This window comes from Candidatus Margulisiibacteriota bacterium (genome assembly GCA_003242895.1).
Taxonomy (GTDB): domain Bacteria; phylum Margulisbacteria; class Riflemargulisbacteria; order GWF2-39-127; family GWF2-39-127; genus GWF2-39-127.
Window position 1 is genome coordinate 13,285 of the sequence record QKMY01000043.1, and the last position, 20,168, is coordinate 33,452.

Here is a 20,168-nt window from a genome sequence, read left to right on the forward strand (position 1 = left end):
AAAAGGCAATTTTAAAGACAATAAATTATAGATAAACAATATGGGCATTCAGGACTATTCTATCAGGAAATGCAGGAAAACCATGGAAAAATTAACAATTAAAATTGAAACGAATAAAAAAGAAGAGCTCATTAATATTACTCGGCAAGTTCAAGACCTTATATCTGAAAATGATATAGAAAATGGCATTGCCATATTGTTTGTTCCTCATACGACTGCTGGGATTACAATTACCGAGAATGCTGACCCGGATGTTACCAGGGATATCATCGTCGGACTGAGACGGGCATTTCCTAACGAAGGTTTTCTCCATATGGAAGGAAACTCAGATGCCCATATAAAAAGTACAATAACTAACTTTTCACAAACATTAATAATTGAAAATGGAAAACTTGTTCTCGGTACCTGGCAAGGAATATATTTCTGCGAATACGATGGACCGCGCATACGAAAGGTTTACGTAAAAATATTACCAGATGGATAGACATGCTTTCATCAGAATCCTCCACATCGATAAATTAATTCGGAACCAAAGCTATCCTAATTGTGTGTTTTTAGCTGACAAATTCGAGGTCTCCGAACGTACGATACTTCGAGATGTGGAGGCGTTAAAGGACTCCCTTGGTGCCCCAATAAAATACAGTCGGGGCAAAAATGGATATTATTATGATAGTGATTATCAATTGCCTCAGGTAAAATTCACTGAAGGAGAAATGATTTCACTTTTTATCAGCGAGAAAATACTTGCCCAATATAAAAACACTCCGTTCTATAATTCACTATCCTCAGTTTTTGACAAATTAAATCTTTTTTTACCCGACGAAGTCTCTTTTGACCCGCAGATGATAAACAAATCGTTTTCTTTTGAATCGGTTAAAGAGACAAGTATCGATGAGGATTTTATCGAGGTTTTTAATTCGGTCATTTCTGCAATTAAACAAAAACAATCCATCCAAATTACTTATCACACGATGAGCCGTAACAAAATTTCCGAACGAATTGTTAACCCTTATCATGTCCGGTATGCTTACGGGGCCTGGTATTTAATCGGGTACTGTCATACCCGCCAGTCTGTCCGCACCTTTGGTATCGGGTATATCAAGGCGATGCAAATACTTGAGGATCAATTCGAGATTCAGTCGGATTTTTCTCCGGAAGAGTATTTTGGCGGAAGTTGGGGTATAAGGTCCGGAGAAAAAGAAAAAATAATTTTGCTCTTTAGTTCTTACATATCAAAATGGATTGAAAGAAAACTATGGCATCCGACACAGCAATTAAGAAAAAACGAGGACGGCTCGGTCGTTATGAGCCTTGAGATATCCGGTTTAGACGAAGTTATCTGGTGGATTATGAGTTTCGGAGCTGAGGTAACGGTTGTTGAGCCGGTCGGACTAAGACGGCGGATCATGAAAGAGATTGAGAAGATGAAAATAACCTACAATTCTTTGTCCTGATTTTTATGCCGAGAGGTCCTATAATTGATATAGTTACGTCTATATTTTATATGGCAATATTAGTATTATCTAATAAATATGCGTTGATGTTGTCGCATTTATATGGTTAAATATATAGAAATCGATAATTGCCAGATCGTCAGGTTAAAAATAGTTTGGGACATTTCAGGTAAACATACGAAAGATTAATAGGAAAACTAACAAGAACAATTAAGGAGAACATCATTAATGAAGAAAAACATTATGGTTTCAATCGTGTTTTTTTGCCTTTTGCTATTCTTTAATTTTGCAGCAAACGCCACTACTATCAACATAACACAGTCATATAAGAGTTATAGTTACGGTAACGCGGAATCATCATACTTTGACGCGTGCGACAATGAATGCTTAAGCACTACAAAAAACCCTGAGATAACTGTTGCGCTTGTTGGCTGGGATGGAAACGGCAATCTAATTCCCATGAATATTTCTCAATACACTACACTCTATTTTGACACAAAGGGCATTTCGACTGGTATGAATACCTTTACTGTAAATATCTATGGAACAGGCGGACAGAAAAAAACTTTAACCGGTGGATTTAGTGTATATTCAGATTATCAGCAAAAAAATTATTCGATCATAACCGTTCCAAGCACCCTTTTAATCAACGCCACTCATATTACTTTTCATTCGAATAATACCTCAGTAATTAATTATAAAGAATTATTTATAAGAAATATATATCTATCAGATGGAGTAAGCACTCATAGAATTAGCGGAAAGAATTTTTATGTAAGTAATGCTACTTCTCCTAAACAATCAACCTGGAACAGGTTCCGGTATACGATGACCGGAGAAGATTCTGTATATACCGGAATGGGTGTTATTATCAATAATGTCAGTGAAACAGATTATAGTTCAGGAAGAGATCTTCGTTCCTACAAAAGATTACTATTTAATATCCAGTCAGATGATCCCTTGCTTGATATATCTCTGAAAACAGCAGGTGACGTTGAGTCCAATAAATTCAGAATTGAAAACGTTCCAAATTCAACGGCTAATACCTATGTAGTTAATCTAGGCGAATTCAGTAACATCGATTTCTCTCAGATAAAAGCTGTTCATTTTGCTCCGGTTCTTCAATCATGGATCACTACGAAAAACGTATATATCAGCAACATTCGTTTTGATGACGAATCGGGCGATTTTACAGCAACACCTCTCCTCATCGAAAAGCTTAATGTCGCACCTGGAACTTATGTTCCTTTAGTGAGTAGTGCTGACTATAAATATTATTGCTCAACAGTTTGGGCAGGCTATAAAAAAATGTTTATAGAAAATTATAGAAATATTGTAAATCCTTCGGTGCAAGGATTAGTTTTTGATCCGTATTCCAACTCGCCTAACCTAGCAGTCGATTCTGGTGATAAGTCCACTTCCGAGGCAACCGGTTATGGAATGATGCTATCCTTATTCATGGATGATCAGACAACCTTTGACGGTATTCTCAATAAAGTATGGTCAACTCCACTCTGTAAATTAGCGACATCTAATCTTTTCTCGTGGGTATTCGATCAAAACGGCAACGTTTTGGACTATAATTCTGCAACTGATGCGGATCAAGATATTGCTATGAGCCTTGTTTTCGCAGATGTACTTGTACAAAATGGTAAATGGACAAATACCGGTTATGATTACAAAAGTAAAGCCCAGAAATTAATTGATAGCATATATAAAAATGATTATGAATATTATAAATATGTCAGACTTGGCGACTACTACTATGGTGGTAGGGCAATTACCAATTTGTCATATTTTTCGCCAGCTTTCTATCGAATATTTGATTTATACGAAGATAAAGATCATGACTGGCAGTATATCATTGACCAGGGATACAAAGTTCTTGCTGCTCAACAGGGATATAATCTGGGTATTGCTCCTGACTGGTGTGATTCTTGGGGTGCGAGGGCTAATGACAGGTACAATTCTTACATTCAGTCAAAAGATGCGATTAGAGTATACTGGAGAATGGCGAATGATTATGTATGGTTTGGAGAGCCCAGAGCGAAGCAATATCTCGCGAACACAAGAAATTTGCCGGCTGCTTCTAATCCTTCAAATATCACGTGCCTTAACATGGATGGTTCTGCAACTCTGAATTATACTGATGTCTCATTGGTTGGTATGTTTTCTGTCGGTGCGCTGGGATCGAATGAAAGCGCTTATGCAACTTACCGTTCAAAATGGAAAAATGCTTTTGATTTATACCTTGCAGAAGCAAATAATGGCGAGTATTCTTTTTTCGGAAAATCGAATGAATGGCACAGCAAGTATAATTATTTCAATCAGAGTTTAGGGCTCATATCAGCATTAATGATCTCAGGTGCATATCCGAATGTCTATGCGCATCTGACTAATCCTTTGAACCCATCTATCCAGCCCAGAAATATACCTGCTAATATTTACAACAATTCACTTGTCAAAATACCGTATGTCATCAGTTCTCCTGCCGGCGGAGGTTATATAAACTATGCCGATCTTCAACTTGACCGTGGAGGGCAACAGGTTAGCATCAGAATGATCAACGATAATACACAAGGTACTTGTAACATTCTCTCAGATCCTGGTAATGTCCTCAGGTTAGCAAGTATTCAAAAAAGCATAGTAGCTAATAATCTTTACGTTACCTTTAATCTTGTTGTTTCTGCAAACTGGGCTCAAGGAAATACTGCTTACACTATTACCGCATATGATAAGTCCGGGCAAAACGCAAATCGCCCGAATCTAGATAGTTCTACTTTTTTCACCTATCCTGATGATTATATATCTCGAACTTTTGTTACTGTTAACTTCGGATCAATTTCGGCTACCACAGACTCTGTTACCAGATTAAATAATCCTATTTCATTTGCATGCTCATCACCATCATGGAACTTAATTGTATATACGGACAATAATGCTGGACCCGGGTATGCAGGTTTATCATTGTTTGATGAAAAAGGAGTTATAACCCGTAACGTCACTTTAAACATGCTAGTTCAGGATAGCGCTGCGACACCTGATATTGGGGATGGCGGATGGCGAACAGTTTTTGATCAGCAGGATAATGCTGACAAACGCGTGATATTCAACAACACAACTTCTCTGCCATTAACCAATAAAAATCTCTTTTTTAAATCTAACTTTATCAGTTCAATACCAGGGACTTATAATGCAGATCTCCGGCTACAATTGATTTCGGAATTAAATAAGAACCTTATTGACGATTTTGAAGATAATACAATCCAAACAAACTTGCTGAGCTATTGGAGTGCTATTGCCTTAACTGCCAATGCAGGTACCACAGCTTCTGTAACCACAGTGAACAATGGCTTCAAAGGTAGTACCTCTTTAAAAATGAATTATACCCTTGGGAACCCTTACATGGATAAAGGATCTATTATCGGAGCACAGGCAATCGCACTATTTAACCTGGACCCGAGTGAAAACTACAAAGATATTTCAAAGTACAAAGGGATAACTTTCTACTTGAAATCCGATAATAGTAATCCGATAACAGTTGCCTTAGAAACTCGATATATCGATTTGAAATATGATTACTTTCATGGCCCTATTGTCAGCCCTAAAAATCAATGGGTGAAATATACTTTGTATTTCAAAGATTTTCAGCAATTTGGATTCGGAACCAAGTCCATTATTGATAATGAATTAACTAGAGCTTACAATATTCAATTTAAGACGCTGTCTGAACGACCGGGGGAAACAGGAAATATATATATAGATGAAGTAAGTTTTGTAGAATAATTATTCATAACTAACGTTAAAAAAAGGTTCTATGTGATCAGTTTTGTAAAGATCATTAGAACCTTTTTCTTTTGTAAACCTAAGATTTCAGGATATTTTCCATTAAATATACATTATTGACTCATCCCGGCAGATATACTAGTGTTCCCAAAATAGTTACGGATATGAAGGAGGGGTCTTCATGGATGCAGATGTTCCTAACAATAATGACATATCCATAGTGCTGTGTGGTGAAGCAGGGCAGGGAATTCAAACAATAGAGCAGATTTTTACAAAACTATTAAAGGCTAGTGGCTATAATGTCTTTGCAACAAAAGAATATATGTCGCGAATCCGAGGTGGCAGTAACTCTACCTCGATTCGAGTTTCATCACGCAGAGTAGCCTCGTATGTCCAGAGAGTTGATATTCTTATTCCATTAGACAAAGATGCTATACCCCACATGAAAACGCGGATATCCCAAGATACTGTCATAATCGGGGAAAAAGAAAAAGTTGTTACATCCTACAATATACTTGATATCCCCTTTTCTCAGATGGCAACAGAAGTTGGAGGTCCCATTTTTTCTAATACGGTTGCGGCCGGTACATTATCAGGTTTGCTCAGTGTTAATTTGGATAAGGCCATCGAACAGATAAAGCAGCATTTTAAAACAAAATCTGAGGATATCATAAATAAAAATATAGAAGCACTAAAAAAGGGATATGAAATTGGTGCTCAGTTGTTAGAATCAGGCAAGGTAAAAATACCGAAGCTTGATAGGGTCGAAAACTCCGAAGATATTGTAATCGAAGGTGCAACCGCGGTAGCACTTGGCGCCATTGCCGGAGGATGCAGTTTCATGTCAGCTTATCCGATGACTCCCGGGACTTCAGTGTTAACGCTCCTTGCCGGCTATGCAGATAAATTCAATATAATTGTTGAACAGGCTGAAGATGAGATTGCTGCTATCAATATGGCAATTGCAGCATGGTATGCGGGGGCAAGAGGCATGGTAACTACTGCCGGCGGTGGCTTTGCTCTCATGGTTGAAGGATTAAGTCTAGCCGGTATGATTGAAATGCCAGTAGTCCTTCATGTCGGGCAAAGACCTGCTCCGGCAACCGGACTTCCAACGAGAACTGAGCAAGGAGACCTAAAATTCATTATTAATGCCGGACATGGTGAATTCCCAAAGATCGTATTTGCACCAGGTACGCTTGAAGATGGTTTTTATTTAGCCCAGAAAGCGTTCAATCTTGCTGACAAATATCAAATTCCGGTTTTCATACTCACTGACCAATATTACGTAGATTCATATTATACGATACCAACTATCAACGCTCTATCGGTTAATAATGAAAACTTTGTTGTTAAAACAAGCGAGAATTATAAACGCTATAAATTTACAGCTACTGGAATTTCTCCCAGAGGCATCCCTGGCTATGGAAATGGGTTGGTTGATGTGGATAGTGATGAACACGATGAAGAAGGCCATATTACCGAAGACCTTGATTTAAGAATCAGGATGGTTGATAAGCGGTTAAAAAAAATCGAGTTAATAAAAGAAGATATTATTCCACCGGAACTAATTGGTAATGAGGATTACCAAGTACTAGTAATCGGATGGGGTTCCACTTGTAATGTAATTAAAGAATCGCTGGAGAGGTTAGGACGACCGGATATTTCATTTTTATACTTTAAACAGGTATTTCCACTTTATCCTGATCTGCACAAATTTCTGGAGAAAGCAAAAAAAACTGTTATTATCGAAAATAATGCCACTTCACAATTTGGACAATTAGTAAGGGAGATAACGGGTATTGAAATACAACACAAGATACTAAAATACAATGGATTACCATTTTCTGTAGAAGAAGTTATAGAAAACTTACAAGGGATATAGCAGCATCAGGCTTATTATTGGATTGTCCAAGTAAATAATCGTAACTTCAAGGGGGATTATTATGAATTATGAAATGGGAGATATAGATATAGCATGGTGTCCCGGATGCGGGAACTACGGGATATTGAGAGCGATAAAGCAAACACTGTCTGAGCTAGAGATAAAAACTGAAGATCTTGTTGTTGTCTCCGGGATTGGACAAGCTGCAAAGTTACCACAATATTTAAGATGTAATTATTTTAACGGTCTACATGGAAGACCGCTTCCTGCGGCTTTCGCAATTAAAGTAGCGAATCCCGGACTAAACGTTATTATTACCAGTGGTGATGGAGATATTTATGGAGAGGGTGGAAATCATTTTATCCATGCTATTCGTCGTAACCCTAATATTACGTTATTTGTTCATGACAACATGGTGTACGGATTAACCAAGGGACAAGCTTCGCCAACAAGCGCAATAGGTTTTAAGACTAATATACAGCTGGGAGGTGTCGCTATTGAACCCTTCAATCCAATCTCAGTTGCGATAGCTCTCAATGCTTCATTCGTTGCCAGGGCTTTTATAGGTGATGCAAAAGAAAGCGCTGATATATTTAAAAAGGCGATAAAACATAAAGGTTTTGCTCTCGTTGATATTTTCCAGCCGTGTGTAACCTATAATAAGGTAAATACGTTTAAATGGTTTAAGGATAATACTTACTATCTTGATAGCTCTTACAATCCGCTTGATCGAAACGAAGCCTTTAAGATAGCTATGGAAAGAGATAAGCTAGCGCTCGGTGTAATCTATGTGAACAATGACAGAGAAATATTTGAAGATAAACTTTCAGTATATAAAGATAATAAAGAGCCCCTCTACATGAGAACATTAAACAAAGAAAATCTTCAGGTTTCAATTCTGGAAAGAAGATGAAATAAATAGATTTGTTTCAGCTACCAAAAAGCATTTCCTAAAATAACAATGCATTAAATCCAGCCGGGATTGTTGCCACGACTTTTTTTGGCAACAGGTCAAAATTGACTGACTTGCCGACTCAAACCCATATTTTACCTATTACAAAAATTAACAAATTGGATTTATTGATTTAAATTTGTTAAGATTCATTATAGGTACTATTAGTGATGCAAAGAAGAAGTACAGTTATGCAGTTATTGAGTGACCTTACAGACGCAGGAAATATCAAAAATATTGTTTTTTTCCTACGCGCACTCAAATAATAAAAATTTCAATTTCAAACAAATTATTATTTTTAAGTAAAAAATAACTGTGTGGATATAATAGCTTCATTGTTATGCTCTAAAAAACCCAAGAGAATGGAGAAGATAATAGATGCAAAATAACATAGGCATTTTTATGTGCGGGTGTGGGACTAATATAAAAGACATGGTCAACATGGATGAAATCACTGCGTATGCAAAGTCGAGACCCGGTGTCGGACTGATATTGGTGAATGACTTCTACTGCAATATCGATGGTAAAAATCTTATCAAAGAGACTATCCGTAAGGAAAAGTTAACCCATGTCATTGTTGTTGGGTGTTCGCCAAAAACGCATTTGGCAACATTCGAAAAATGCTGTGAAGAAGGCGGATTAAATGCATATTACCTGCAAATGGTAAATGCCAGGGAGCAGGTAACCTGGGTAACTGAAGGGAAACAAAACTCGACAGAAAAGATTAAATCTTTGATTAATGGGGCTGTTAACCGCGTTGTTGTTCAGGAAGCGCTTGAGAAAAAACAAATTGATTGCAACACTGATGTAGTAATAATCGGTGGTGGCATTGCTGGTATCGAAGCGGCAATCCTTATCGGTCAAGCTGGTGATAGAAATGTTTATATTATTGAGAAAGAACCCTCTCTTGGTGGCAATATTGTTAAATACGATGAAGTTTTCCCAAATATGGAGTGTGCTCCTTGCATGGTAGCTCCCCGATTATCCGAGCTTAGCAGTCTGGAAAAAGTCAAAGTGATTACCAGCGCAGAAGTTCAGGATATCGTCGGCTACTTCGGAAATTATTCAATAAAAGTCAAACAAAATGCCAAATATGTTGATGAGCAAAAATGTATCGGATGCCAGGCTTGCTTCGAAGTATGTCCGGCAACATACAGCAGTAAATTCGATGAAAACATGAGAGATAAAAAAGCCATTGATATCTTGTTTCCCGGTTCAGTACCGAACTGTGCGTTTATTGTGAAAGAAAAGTGTTTAAGGTTCAATGGACAGGATTGTACACTTTGTAAAGATTCCTGCCCGTTTGACGCTTTGAAGTATGACGATACGGATAAAGAGACAGTTGTTAATGCAGGTGCAATAATAGTTGCAACAGGATCTGAACTGTATGATATTGCAAAAGCTCCTCAATATGGATACAAGCGAATCGACAATGTCTACACAACTTTAGAGTTCGAGCGTATCATAGCGCAGACAGGCCCGACTGATGGACAGCTGGTTCTCAAGTCAGGGGATGCTCCTAAATCAGTTGCAGTAATTCATTGTGCAGGAAGTAAAAACAAAGATCACCTGCCATATTGTTCCGGAATTTGCTGTTTGAACGCGTTGAAAGCTTCGAAGATCATAAAACATCGAATACCTGATGTCAAAGTAACCGAACTGTACGTTGATCTTACTTTACCGGGCAAACAGCATCACGATTTTTACGAAGGCATAAAACATGAAGGTGTCGATTTTGTTCAATTAAAGAATTCGGCTGCGGTGAGTATTGATCAGGAAAACGCTAATATTCCTATTGATCCTAATGATCCTGCTGGTATTAAAATAAAAGTAACCTATACCGATATTCACGGTAAAACCGATACAATAAGTGTTGACATGGTTGTATTGAGTCCCGGACTGGTCCCCGCACAAAGTACCAGGAATATTCAAGAGATGCTCAAGCTTCCTATAGATAAAAATGGATTCCTATCAGAGGACAACATGAAGCTTAATGAAGTCTCATCAACGATTGAAGGGATATTTATTGCAGGTACAGCTCAATACCCTAAAGATATTTCGGCGACGGTAAACCAGGCATTAGCTTCTTGCGGAAAAGTGTTCTCAAAACTTGTTCCAGGAAAGAAGCTTGATGTTGAAGTTATGGTATCACAAATTGATCAAGATCTATGTGCCGGATGTAAGGTTTGTATAGCGCTCTGTCCTTATAAAGCAATAAATTTTAATGAGGATACAAAGAAGTCAGAGCTGATTGACGTATTATGCCAGGGATGCGGGACCTGCGTAGCGGCATGTCCTAGTGGAGCTGCCAAAAGCCTGCACTTTACCGATAAACAGATATTCGAAGAAATTAAGGGGGTGTTAGCATGAGTGATGAATTTGAACCAAAAATAATCGCATTTGTATGTAATTGGTGTTCCTATGGAGGGGCAGACTCAGCAGGAAATTCGAGACTTAAATATAATTCGGGTGTTAAGCTGGTAAGAGTCATGTGTAGTGGTAGAATTGACCCCCAGTTCGTACTCGAGGCTTACAAGAATGGCGCTGACGGAGTTCTCGTACTTGGTTGTCACCCTGGTGATTGCCATTATCAGAATGGAAATTATAAGACCCTCAAACGAGCTATATTGATGGAAAAAATGTTAGATCAATTTGGAATTGAAAAAGATAGATTTATTCTTGATTGGGTTGCTGCATCTGAAGGACAAAAGTTCGCAGCAGTTGTAAACCAGGCATATGACAATGTAAAAGCCTTAGGCCCACTTAATATCAGGACCCTGGCTACAAGCGGAAAGGAGCTCGTAAATGAGTAAACCCAAAATTGCTTTTTACTGGTGCGCAAGTTGTGGAGGATGCGAAGAAGCTATCGTAGACCTTGATGTTGATATTTTACCGGTTGTCGGAGCAGTCGATATCGTATTGTGGCCGATAGCATTAGACTTTAAAAAGTCTGACATTGAGGGGTTTCAAGACGGCGAGATAACTGTGTCATTTATAAACGGAGCAGTACGGACAGAAGAACAACAAGAGATGGTGCATTTACTACGAAAGAAATCAAAATTAGTTGTTGCTTTCGGAGCATGCTCACAGTTAGGTGGTATTCCAGGACTCATGAATTTCAGTACCGGTAAAAACATGATGGATGAAATCTATAAAAACAGTCCGATAGTGAACAATACGGAAGGAACCATTCCTCGTACAAAATGTGAAGTTGATCTGGGTGACAACAAGGATGAAAAAGGCGAATTAACACTGTCAGGTATGTTTAACCATGTCTATCCTCTCGATCAAATAATTGATGTTGATTATTATTTACCTGGTTGTGCGCCAACAAAAAACATTGTAGTAGGCGCAGTTAATGCAATCTTAACTGGAAATCTTCCGGCAAAAGGAACTGTCCTCTCTCCTAACAAGGCACTTTGTGAAGAATGCAAATTAAATTCTACAAAGCCAGATAAGTTTACGATTAAAGAATTTAAACGACCTCATCTTCATAAAGTTGATCCGGATAAATGCTTGTTATCGCAAGGATTTATTTGTATGGGAATTGCTACCCGTGCAGGTTGCGGAGCGCAATGTATAAGCGCAAATATGCCTTGCGAAGGATGTTTTGGTCCTACCGATAATGTTAAAGACCAAGGCGCGAAATTTTTGTCAGCAGTGGCATCGATGATAGATACTGATGATGAAGAAGAGATCAAAAGAGTAATAGATACCATAGATGATCCGGCTGGATATTTTTATCGTTTTAGCTTGGCTTCTTCTATTTTACAGGGAAAGGAGAATAAGTAGTGAACCGCAAAATAACAATAGATCCGATAACGAGATTAGAAGGTCACGGAAAGATTGAAATCTTTCTAAACGAAGAAGGTAATGTTAAAGACGCGTATTTACAAATACCGGAACTGAGAGGTTTTGAAGAATTCTCGAAAGGCCGTCCGGCTGAAGACATGGCAAGAATTACTCCTAGAATATGCGGGGTATGCCCTTCCGCACACATGATGGCCTCTGCTAAAGCATTGGATAATCTCTACAAAATCGACCCGACTAGTGCTGCAAAAAAATTAAGAGAGCTTTTTTATTCAACATTTTTTGTTGAAGATCATGCAATTCATTTCTTTTATCTTGGAGGACCGGATTTCGTTGTCGGGCCTACAGCTCCGAAAGGCGAGAGAAATATTTTAGGTGTACTCAATAAGGTAGGGCTCGATGTTGGGAAAAAAGTCATTTTGATGAGAAAACAGCTTAGAGAAATCCTGGGATACTTTGGCGGTAAGCCAATACATCCGGCCTGGGTACTCCCTGGAGGTGTTTCAAAAGGATTGACTGAAGAGAAACGTGCCGAATTCGAAAAGGTTGCGCTTGAAGCTGTGGAGTTCGGAAAATTCTGCTTGCAGATATTCGATGATGTTGTGCTTAAAAACAAACAATATATAGATCTCATTACCAGCGAGTCATATATACTACGAACAAAACACATGAGCATGGTAGATAGCAACAAAAAATCAAACTTCTATGACGGTGCTATACGGATTGTCGATGAGGATGGTAAGTTACTTAAAGAATTTGATGTCATTGACTATGAAAATTACTTTTCTGAAATTGTTGAACCTTGGACATATGGCAAATTCTTGCACATGAAAGATTGTGCCTGGAATGGTCTTAACGAAGATAGGAATTCAGGTATTGTCAGTTCTACTCCGTTATCAAGAATAAACGCGTCAGATGGAATGTCAACTCCTTTAGCCCAGGCTGAAGCTGACAAAATGTATTCTATCCTAGGGCGACCGTCACATCACACACTAGCAGTACACTGGGCCAGATTGATTGAACTGGTTTCTGCAGCAGAAAGAATGGTTGAACTAATTCGTGATCCTGAAATTACTTCAGATAACGTCCGAACGATACCGACTGAGATTCCGACTAAAGGTGTTGGCGCAGTTCAAGCTCCACGAGGATTGTTGGTCCATCACTACGAAACTGACAGCAGAGGCCTGATCACCAAAGCGAATCTTTTGGTTGCTACCCAGTTTAATCTGGCACCGATTTGTATGTCAGTCAAAAAGGCTGCTACGGGCCTTATAAAAAATGGTGAAGTCAACGATGGGTTATTAAATATGGTCGAGATGGCTTTCAGGCTCTATGACCCATGTTTTTCATGTACGACCCATAGCCTCCTCGGCGAAACGCCGCTAAAAGTAGATATCTACGACGAAAATAAAAAAATATATAAATCATTAGTGAAGTAAAGAGAATAAAGAAGGAGAGCCCGTTTTATAGCGGGCTTTTTTTTCTGTTGTTAACTAAAAATACCGGATAACATGCACTCGACATCATCAGGAGTAATCTTCTTAGGATTAGCAGCGGTTGATCCGGATTTGAGGGTATAGCTAATAATTGCGTCCTTATTGATTATTTCTTTTCCTTTAAACACATTGGTTATATTCATTTTCTGCATTAGCTGTTTTACTTTTTCAATAAGGTCCATACCGCATTTTTGCGATAATATCTCGTATTTTTCAAGAATATATGGCTTGTTGATCTCAAGTGCAGGAACGAGGCAAAGAGCACAAACCAGGCCATGAGGCACACCATAATAGGAACCAAGAGGGTGTGCGATTCCATGGACTACTCCTAATCGTGAGTTAGTGAAGGCAACTCCTGTTAAATAGCTCCCAGTGAGGATATTAATGAAAGCCCGGTCCGTACCCTCGTTATTATCTTGAGCTCTATCGTAAGCTGTTTCTAAATTATTTATGAGCAAATCAAATCCTTTTATAGCCATCGTTTCTGTATAGCATGTAGAGTTGATCGAGCAATATGATTCTATTGCTTGAGTGATTGCGTCGAGACCGGAATGAGCAATAATAGGGGCGGGGGCCTCAATAAGCAATTCAGGGTCCAGAATAACAGTCTGCGCTAAAAACAAATCATCTCTAATCGACAATTTGTCCATCGTCTTCTCGTTAATAATAACTGAATTAATACTGGCCTCGGCACCGGAACCCGCGGTTGTAGGGACAGCGATAAACGAGATTCCTTTTTTTTCTATGACTCCGCCTTGCATGTAGAATTCCGGATCTTTACCTGCATTTGCAAGTCCTGCTGCTGCTTTTGCCAAGTCGATTATCGCGCCGCCGCCGATCCCCACAATCCAATTGCATTCAGACTCTCTAACACGAACAAGGAGATCGCGTACATCCTGCAATCGAGGTTCGCGCCCATTGTATTGGTAAAACTGCCCACATGGAGCTAATGATTCTCGAAGAAGAGGATACTGTCTTTTAAGAGAAAAAGAAGTACCATGTACAATCAAACCCTTACCGCGCCCTAAAAGAATATCTTTTAAAGTGAAAAGCTTCTCTTTGCCGGTAATGGTAATAGACGGCACAATTAATTTATTACCGATGGTCATATGCTTTGGTATTTCATAATTATTGCTATAATTTCGAGGTTATCTTCACCAATATTTTTGATTGAGTGACTCTCTCCTTTTCCTGTGATCGATGAGTCACCAGCTTCTATGATAGTTTCGATCGTACCATCAGATAGAAGCGCTTTTCCTTTTAATACAAGATAAATTTCATCTTCCTTTTCGTGCTTGTGTAATCCGATGCTTGTACCGGGGGCCATAGTCATCTTTGAACATAATCTGCAATTGGCCTTGATCTCGTCGATAGTAAAAAAATGTTCGATCGAAATTGTACCAATTCCCCCACGCATGTTTTCTCTGGTTTCTTTTATTGTTTCTGACTTTCTCTTGATCATTGCGAGGAACCTCCTTCGAATTATCTATAATAAAGTCTATTATATACAAAATAATAATGCAAATCGATCTATTCTTAATCCCGGCAGTGCCTCGTAAGAAAGCTATTGAGCTGGTTAGCGAAGGCTTGGCTGTCTTTTTTGTTGAAGGGAGCAGGTCCTCCGGTGGTCATTCCTGTGCTGCGAAGCCTATCTAATAAATCGCGCAGGGCGAGACGATCCTTGATATTATCGTTCGTATAGAGTTGGCCTCTTGGGTCGAGCGCAAAAGCGCCTTTGTCAACGACACGATTGGCTAGTGGTATATCTGCAGTAACTACCAGGTCTCCCGGTTGTACCAACTCAACGATACGGTCATCAGCCTCATCAGGACCGGCAGATACTGCGATACCCGAAATGTAATCCGATTTAGGAAAATTCATATTCTGATTTGCAACCAGGATCAATGGAACGCAAACGCGCTGAGCTGCCCGAAACAGGATTTCTTTAATTACTTTTGGACTTGCATCCGCGTCGATGTATATATTCATAATAAGCCTTGTCTAAATACAGAAATTTAAAATATATACTTGCCTTATCACGAGCTTATTTCTTTAACTTTAATTCATCATTAAAGAGCTGATTTATTAATTCTTTATATTTTTGTGTGGTATGTATCCTGTATATTTTTTGTTGTATGGTTTTACTGTCTTCAAAACAGTTACCCAGGAATGACCATATCTCTTTCATTTTGTCTGTAAGATGGGCTGGGCCTGAGAGAATTTTTGAATATCCGTCAAACAACTCGTTATGGAAGTTACAAAGTATCTCAAGTTTTTCATTATTTGTATGAATAGTTTTCGTTTGGATTTCCTCAGGGAGAAAAGGGTTGGCTAAAGCTCCTCTGCCAAGCATCCATTTATTGACGGTGTTAAATCTGCCGGAGAATTTTTGAAACGTCGAGGATGAATCAATATCGCCATTATAGACAACACTATGTTTCGAGAGAGCAAGACAGGTTTCGAAAGCGTCCAGGTCAACGACACCTTTATACATTTGTTTGCCTGTCCGCGGATGGATGATTATTTCATGCAGAGGATACCGGTTTAATATAGGAATTATTTGCAGTATTTCTTCTGATGAATAGAGTCCTAACCGGAGTTTTACCGATATCTTCGATTTAATATCCGGGATCACTTTTTCTAAAAAAGAATCAATTTGGTCCGGATGAGGAAGCATTCCGGATCCTTTGCCTTTTTTTACAACCACTGGAAACGGGCAACCCAGATTCCAATTGATAACGTCATATCCAAGCTCACTCAGCGAATTCGCAAGCGATATAAAGTCTTGCGCGTTTTTGCTAAGTATCTGTGGAATCGTTTTTATTCCATAGTTGTTTTTTGGATCAAGTTCTCTTGCGACAACACCTCTTAGCTTATTGCTGTGCGAGGTTGCAATAAAAGGAGCAATAGCAAGATCAAATCCCTTAAAATATTTAGGAAAAATATTGCGAAATAAGCTTTCTGTTATTCCCTGTATCGGGGCAAGATAAAGTAGTGGTTTCATGGTAAGCACTAATAGTATGATGCTCTTTGGGTGATGTCAATTGTTTTCTTGTTTTTCCACTAATGAGTTGGTAAAATCAACGCATTACAGCGGCACCTTCTTAAAAAGCTGATAATTATTAAAAAACCCCTTTGATAACCAGATTACAGAATCATATAAAATCAAATATACCTAAAACAAATAATTGATTTCTATTGATTTTTCCAATCATTAATATTATCATAATTGAGACTTATAATTATCACCGTTACCGCTAAGTGATGGCTGATAATCTTTTCATTCATATCAATAATAATTAGCCTGACAGAAAGGTATTGAGGCAATGCAATCGAAATTAGATGCGATAAAAACCCAAGCAATTAATGAGATTAATCAATCAAAAAGTTCCAAGGATATAGAAGACATTAAGGTAAAGTATCTCGGCAAGAAAAGTGATTTGAGTCAAACGCTAAAAGATGTTGGCACACTTACGGCTCAAGAACGTCCGTTTGTCGGGAAGCTGGTGAACCTTGTTAAAGTTGCTATCGAAGAATCTATTGAAAAAAGATATCAGGATATTGCAGCGCAGGAACAGGAACGACAGCTTATCTCAGAAAAAATTGATGTTACCCTTCCGGGAAAAAAAATAAAAAGAGGAACTAAACACCCTCTTACCCAGATATTAGAAGAGATTGTTGATATTTTCAAAAGCCTTGGCTATTCGGTAGCTGAGGGTCCGGAAATAGAAACTGACTTCTATAATTTCGAAGCACTAAATATTCCTAAAGATCATCCTTCCAGAGAGATGCACGATACTTTCTATCTCGAAAGTGAGTACTTACTAAGGACCCATACCTCACCAGTACAGATACATACGATGATGAATCAGAAACCGCCAATCAAAATAATTGCACCGGGAAGAGTATATCGCCGTGACGCCGACGCAAGCCATTCTCCAGTGTTCCATCAGGTGGAAGGGCTTTATGTCGATCACAATGTTACCTTCTCTGACCTTAAGGGAACTCTGGAGATCTTCATCAAAAAAATGTTTGGTATTACAAAAAAAGTCAGGCTTCGTCCAAGTTACTTCCCATTCACTGAACCAAGTGCCGAAGTTGATGTCGAGTGTGTTATCTGTAACGGTAACGGATGCAGGCTATGCAAAAATACCGGTTGGCTGGAGATCCTCGGCTCCGGAATGGTTGATCCTAATGTCTACGACATGGTCAATTATGATAAGAAGCAGTATACCGGATTTGCTTTCGGTATGGGCCTTGAACGAATTGCTATGCTTAAGTACGGCATCGATAATATTAAATTATTCTATGATAACGATGTTAGATTTCTAAAACAGTTTTAATAAGTGATATTCTGGAGGTAGTCGAATGCTTGTTCCAATTAAATGGTTGAAAGAATATGTTGATATTTCGCTAACACCGCAAGAGCTTGCCCATGAACTGACCATGCATGCGCTGGAAGTTGACGAAGTCATTGAAAAAGGAAAAGACATATCGAATGTCTTCATAGGCAAAATAGAAAAAATTGAACCTCACCCGAATGCTGACAAACTGGTTATCTGTCAGGTCAATGTCGGACCAAAAAGTGAAACTATTATTCAAATTGTAACCGGTGCGAAAAACGTCTTCGAAGGAGCAGTCGTTCCGGTCGCCATGGTTGGCGCAAAGCTTCCTGGCGGCTTTGAGATTAAACAGTCCAAACTGCGGGGAATTGATTCTTCCGGTATGCTCTGCTCAGAAAAAGAGCTTGCCATTGCCGAAGATGCAGAAGGAATTCTTATACTTCCCAGTGAAGCTCCGCTGGGAGAAAACATCATTACCTATCTAGGTCTGGATCAAGCGATCCTTAATATCGCAGTTCTTCCCAATCGAGGTGACTGTCTGTCTATTATTGGCATAGCGCGTGAAATCAGCGCCCTCCTGAAAAAGCCGCTGAAATATCCTGACCTTTCAATCAATGAAAATAATGTAATACATGAAGCTATGGACGCAAAAATAATCATCGAAGATAAAGATCTATGTCCCCGGTATATGGCCAAAGTTGTTAAGGGAATCACCATCTCCCCGTCGCCGGAATGGATGCAGCGCAAATTGGAAGCATCAGGAATACGGCCGATCAATAATATCGTTGATATAACAAACTATGTTCTCCTGGAAATGGGACAGCCGCTACATGCGTTCGATTATGACAAATTGGTAGATCATACTATTGTTGTTCGAAGAGCGCATGACAAAGAGCTCATATTGACACTAGACGGTAACTCGCGGGAATTGGCATCAGATATGCTTGCCATTTGTGACCAGGAAAAACCTATAGCGGTTGCCGGGGTTATGGGTGGTTCAGATACTGAAATAACTGAAAATACCAAAAATATCTTAATAGAATCAGCCTATTTCCATCCAACATCTGTGCGGCGTACCAGTATCAAACTTGCCTTACGCTCGGAATCTTCACACCGGTTTGAAAAGGGCGTTGATTTTGCCGGAGTCGAAAAGGCACTCAACAGGGCTGCACAATTAATGGTCGAACTCGGTGGAGGCAAGGCAGTTGAAGGGCATGCGGATGTCAAAGATGAATCATCTCCGCTCAACAGAAAGGTCACCATCAACTTTGATGCTGACAAAATAAACAAAGTCCTTGGAATGTCCATTGCACAAGAAGAAATGTTAGCAATCCTGAAATTACTCGGATTTGTTTATGAAATGGGTATTATAGAAGTTCCTTCCTGGAGGACAGGTGATGTTTCTCGTATCGAAGACTTAGTTGAAGATATCATTCGAATTTACGGTTATGAAAATGTCCCGGTTACATTGCCTTGCGGATATGTTCCATTTGAACAACTCGACTACATCGACCGGCTCTCTGCTTTAACCCGAGAAAGCTTAACGGGGAACGGCCTCTCAGAAGCCGTCACGTTTTCAATCACTTCTCCTGACGAATTCAAACGGCTTAATAGTATCGAGGACCAGAGACAGGCTTTCACAATAACAAACCCTTTAAGTGTAGAAGAATCGGTTATGAGGACCCAGATGATCTCTAGTATTATGAATGTCCTCGCTTATAACAAAAAACGACAACTATCCAACCTGAAGTTATTTGAGATCGGCAGAGTGTATATAAAAAACAAAGAAGGCAAACCGGAAGAGCAGACTATTGCTGCCGGAGCACTCGAAGGGGAACTGTTTGAAGGGGTAATCAATAGTGGAGAACGCAAGAAAAACATGGTAGAATATCTAGACGTTAAAGGTATCGTAGAGAATCTCCTGGGAACGCTCAGAATAGCCAAATATGCTTTTGAAGCAGCAAAAATAAAAATCTTCCATTCCGGCAGAACAGCTCAGATAAAAATAGGTAACAATGTTATAGGAACAGTTGCACAGGTACATCCGGATATTATTAAGAATTATGATCTGACAGGGAAGATATATTATTTTGAAGTTAATCTGACAAAAGCAGCACAATTTTCCTCACAAAAAATACGATACAAGCAACTCCCGAAATTCCCTTCAACGAGAAGAGACACCACAATATGGGTGCCGGAAGAAGTTACCTCTAAGCAAGTTGAAGATACGATCTTCAAAGCAGGAGGAAAGCTACTCGTCAGCATGGAACTCCTTGATCGATACACAGGCCAGAATATTCATGGCGATAACTACTATAATTTAACGTATGCACTCTACTTCCAATCTGAGGAAAAAACTCTTGTTGATGATGAAGTAAACCAGCTCTTTGAGAAGATCATCGAGAGCCTTAAAACAAAAACCGGTGCAAAGTTTGGATAAAT

15 protein-coding genes are annotated in these 20,168 nt (G+C 39.0%); 11 read left to right on the forward strand and 4 right to left on the reverse strand.

The window, feature by feature from the left end; genetic code table 11:
- Nucleotides 1–82 precede the first annotated feature (82 nt).
- The 9 genes from DKM50_05835 (at nt 83) to DKM50_05875 (ending at nt 13,326) form a co-directional block, all read left to right on the forward strand.
- Complete coding sequence (locus DKM50_05835; GenBank protein PZM80068.1) at nt 83–484, forward strand: YjbQ family protein; 402 nt, start codon at nt 83–85, stop codon at nt 482–484.
- Nucleotides 477–1,454, forward strand: coding sequence for a hypothetical protein (locus DKM50_05840; GenBank protein PZM80069.1), 978 nt, complete (start codon nt 477–479; stop codon nt 1,452–1,454). Before DKM50_05835 ends, DKM50_05840 begins: the two co-directional genes overlap by 8 nt.
- 228 nt (nt 1,455–1,682) lie before the next feature.
- Nucleotides 1,683–5,240 carry a hypothetical protein gene (locus DKM50_05845; protein PZM80070.1) on the forward strand — a complete coding sequence of 1,186 codons (3,558 nt, stop codon included), beginning with the start codon at nt 1,683–1,685 and terminating at the stop codon, nt 5,238–5,240.
- A 181-nt stretch (nt 5,241–5,421) separates the two neighbouring features.
- A complete protein-coding gene (locus DKM50_05850) occupies nt 5,422–7,125 on the forward strand; it encodes a 2-oxoacid:acceptor oxidoreductase subunit alpha (protein ID PZM80071.1) in 1,704 nt (567 codons plus the stop codon).
- A 61-nt stretch (nt 7,126–7,186) separates the two neighbouring features.
- Complete coding sequence (locus tag DKM50_05855; protein PZM80072.1) at nt 7,187–8,038, forward strand: 2-oxoacid ferredoxin oxidoreductase; 852 nt, start codon at nt 7,187–7,189, stop codon at nt 8,036–8,038.
- A gap of 417 nt (nt 8,039–8,455) precedes the next feature.
- Entirely contained in the window at nt 8,456–10,447 is a 1,992-nt protein-coding gene (locus DKM50_05860) for a hypothetical protein (GenBank protein ID PZM80073.1), read from the forward strand.
- On the forward strand, nt 10,444–10,890 hold the full coding sequence (locus DKM50_05865) for a methyl-viologen-reducing hydrogenase subunit delta (GenBank protein PZM80074.1): 447 nt from the start codon (nt 10,444–10,446) through the stop codon (nt 10,888–10,890). Before DKM50_05860 ends, DKM50_05865 begins: the two co-directional genes overlap by 4 nt.
- On the forward strand, nt 10,883–11,869 hold the full coding sequence (locus tag DKM50_05870) for an oxidoreductase (protein PZM80075.1): 987 nt from the start codon (nt 10,883–10,885) through the stop codon (nt 11,867–11,869). Before DKM50_05865 ends, DKM50_05870 begins: the two co-directional genes overlap by 8 nt.
- On the forward strand, nt 11,869–13,326 hold the full coding sequence (locus DKM50_05875) for a Ni/Fe hydrogenase subunit alpha (protein PZM80076.1): 1,458 nt from the start codon (nt 11,869–11,871) through the stop codon (nt 13,324–13,326). The genes DKM50_05870 and DKM50_05875 overlap by 1 nt, the downstream gene beginning before the upstream one ends.
- Nucleotides 13,327–13,376: 50 nt before the next feature.
- Here the strand turns inward: DKM50_05875 and DKM50_05880 are convergent, their stop codons facing one another.
- The 4 genes from DKM50_05880 to DKM50_05895 form a co-directional block, all read right to left on the reverse strand.
- Nucleotides 13,377–14,492, reverse strand: coding sequence for a hypothetical protein (locus DKM50_05880; GenBank protein ID PZM80077.1), 1,116 nt, complete (start codon nt 14,490–14,492; stop codon nt 13,377–13,379).
- Nucleotides 14,489–14,845, reverse strand: coding sequence for a cupin (locus DKM50_05885; protein PZM80078.1), 357 nt, complete (start codon nt 14,843–14,845; stop codon nt 14,489–14,491). Before DKM50_05885 ends, DKM50_05880 begins: the two co-directional genes overlap by 4 nt.
- A gap of 74 nt (nt 14,846–14,919) precedes the next feature.
- A complete protein-coding gene (locus tag DKM50_05890; protein PZM80079.1) occupies nt 14,920–15,372 on the reverse strand; it encodes a YaiI/YqxD family protein in 453 nt (150 codons plus the stop codon).
- A 55-nt stretch (nt 15,373–15,427) separates the two neighbouring features.
- Complete coding sequence (locus DKM50_05895; protein PZM80080.1) at nt 15,428–16,387, reverse strand: tRNA-dihydrouridine synthase family protein; 960 nt, start codon at nt 16,385–16,387, stop codon at nt 15,428–15,430.
- Nucleotides 16,388–16,709: 322 nt separating this feature from the next.
- Between DKM50_05895 and DKM50_05900 the strand changes: the two genes are divergently transcribed.
- A complete protein-coding gene (locus DKM50_05900; protein ID PZM80081.1) occupies nt 16,710–17,726 on the forward strand; it encodes a phenylalanine--tRNA ligase subunit alpha in 1,017 nt (338 codons plus the stop codon).
- 25 nt (nt 17,727–17,751) lie between these two features.
- The gene (locus tag DKM50_05905; GenBank protein ID PZM80082.1) at nt 17,752–20,166 is read left to right on the forward strand and encodes a phenylalanine--tRNA ligase subunit beta; all 2,415 of its coding nucleotides are present in this window, start codon (nt 17,752–17,754) and stop codon (nt 20,164–20,166) included.
- Nucleotides 20,167–20,168 lie beyond the last annotated feature (2 nt).

Bases quoted from the DNA above. Each gene is read 5' to 3' on its own strand.
- DKM50_05850 (PZM80071.1), top strand. From the start codon at position 5,422: ATGGATGCAGATGTTCCTAACAATAATGACATATCCATAGTGCTGTGT.
- DKM50_05845 (PZM80070.1), top strand. From the start codon at position 1,683: ATGAAGAAAAACATTATGGTTTCAATCGTGTTTTTTTGCCTTTTGCTA.
- DKM50_05870 (PZM80075.1), top strand. From the start codon at position 10,883: ATGAGTAAACCCAAAATTGCTTTTTACTGGTGCGCAAGTTGTGGAGGA.
- DKM50_05835 (PZM80068.1), top strand. From the start codon at position 83: ATGGAAAAATTAACAATTAAAATTGAAACGAATAAAAAAGAAGAGCTC.
- DKM50_05860 (PZM80073.1), top strand. From the start codon at position 8,456: ATGCAAAATAACATAGGCATTTTTATGTGCGGGTGTGGGACTAATATA.
- DKM50_05900 (PZM80081.1), top strand. From the start codon at position 16,710: ATGCAATCGAAATTAGATGCGATAAAAACCCAAGCAATTAATGAGATT.
- DKM50_05895 (PZM80080.1), bottom strand. From the start codon at position 16,387: ATGAAACCACTACTTTATCTTGCCCCGATACAGGGAATAACAGAAAGC.
- DKM50_05885 (PZM80078.1), bottom strand. From the start codon at position 14,845: ATGATCAAGAGAAAGTCAGAAACAATAAAAGAAACCAGAGAAAACATG.
- DKM50_05840 (PZM80069.1), top strand. From the start codon at position 477: ATGGATAGACATGCTTTCATCAGAATCCTCCACATCGATAAATTAATT.
- DKM50_05865 (PZM80074.1), top strand. From the start codon at position 10,444: ATGAGTGATGAATTTGAACCAAAAATAATCGCATTTGTATGTAATTGG.
- DKM50_05905 (PZM80082.1), top strand. From the start codon at position 17,752: ATGCTTGTTCCAATTAAATGGTTGAAAGAATATGTTGATATTTCGCTA.
- DKM50_05880 (PZM80077.1), bottom strand. From the start codon at position 14,492: ATGACCATCGGTAATAAATTAATTGTGCCGTCTATTACCATTACCGGC.
- DKM50_05855 (PZM80072.1), top strand. From the start codon at position 7,187: ATGAATTATGAAATGGGAGATATAGATATAGCATGGTGTCCCGGATGC.
- DKM50_05890 (PZM80079.1), bottom strand. From the start codon at position 15,372: ATGAATATATACATCGACGCGGATGCAAGTCCAAAAGTAATTAAAGAA.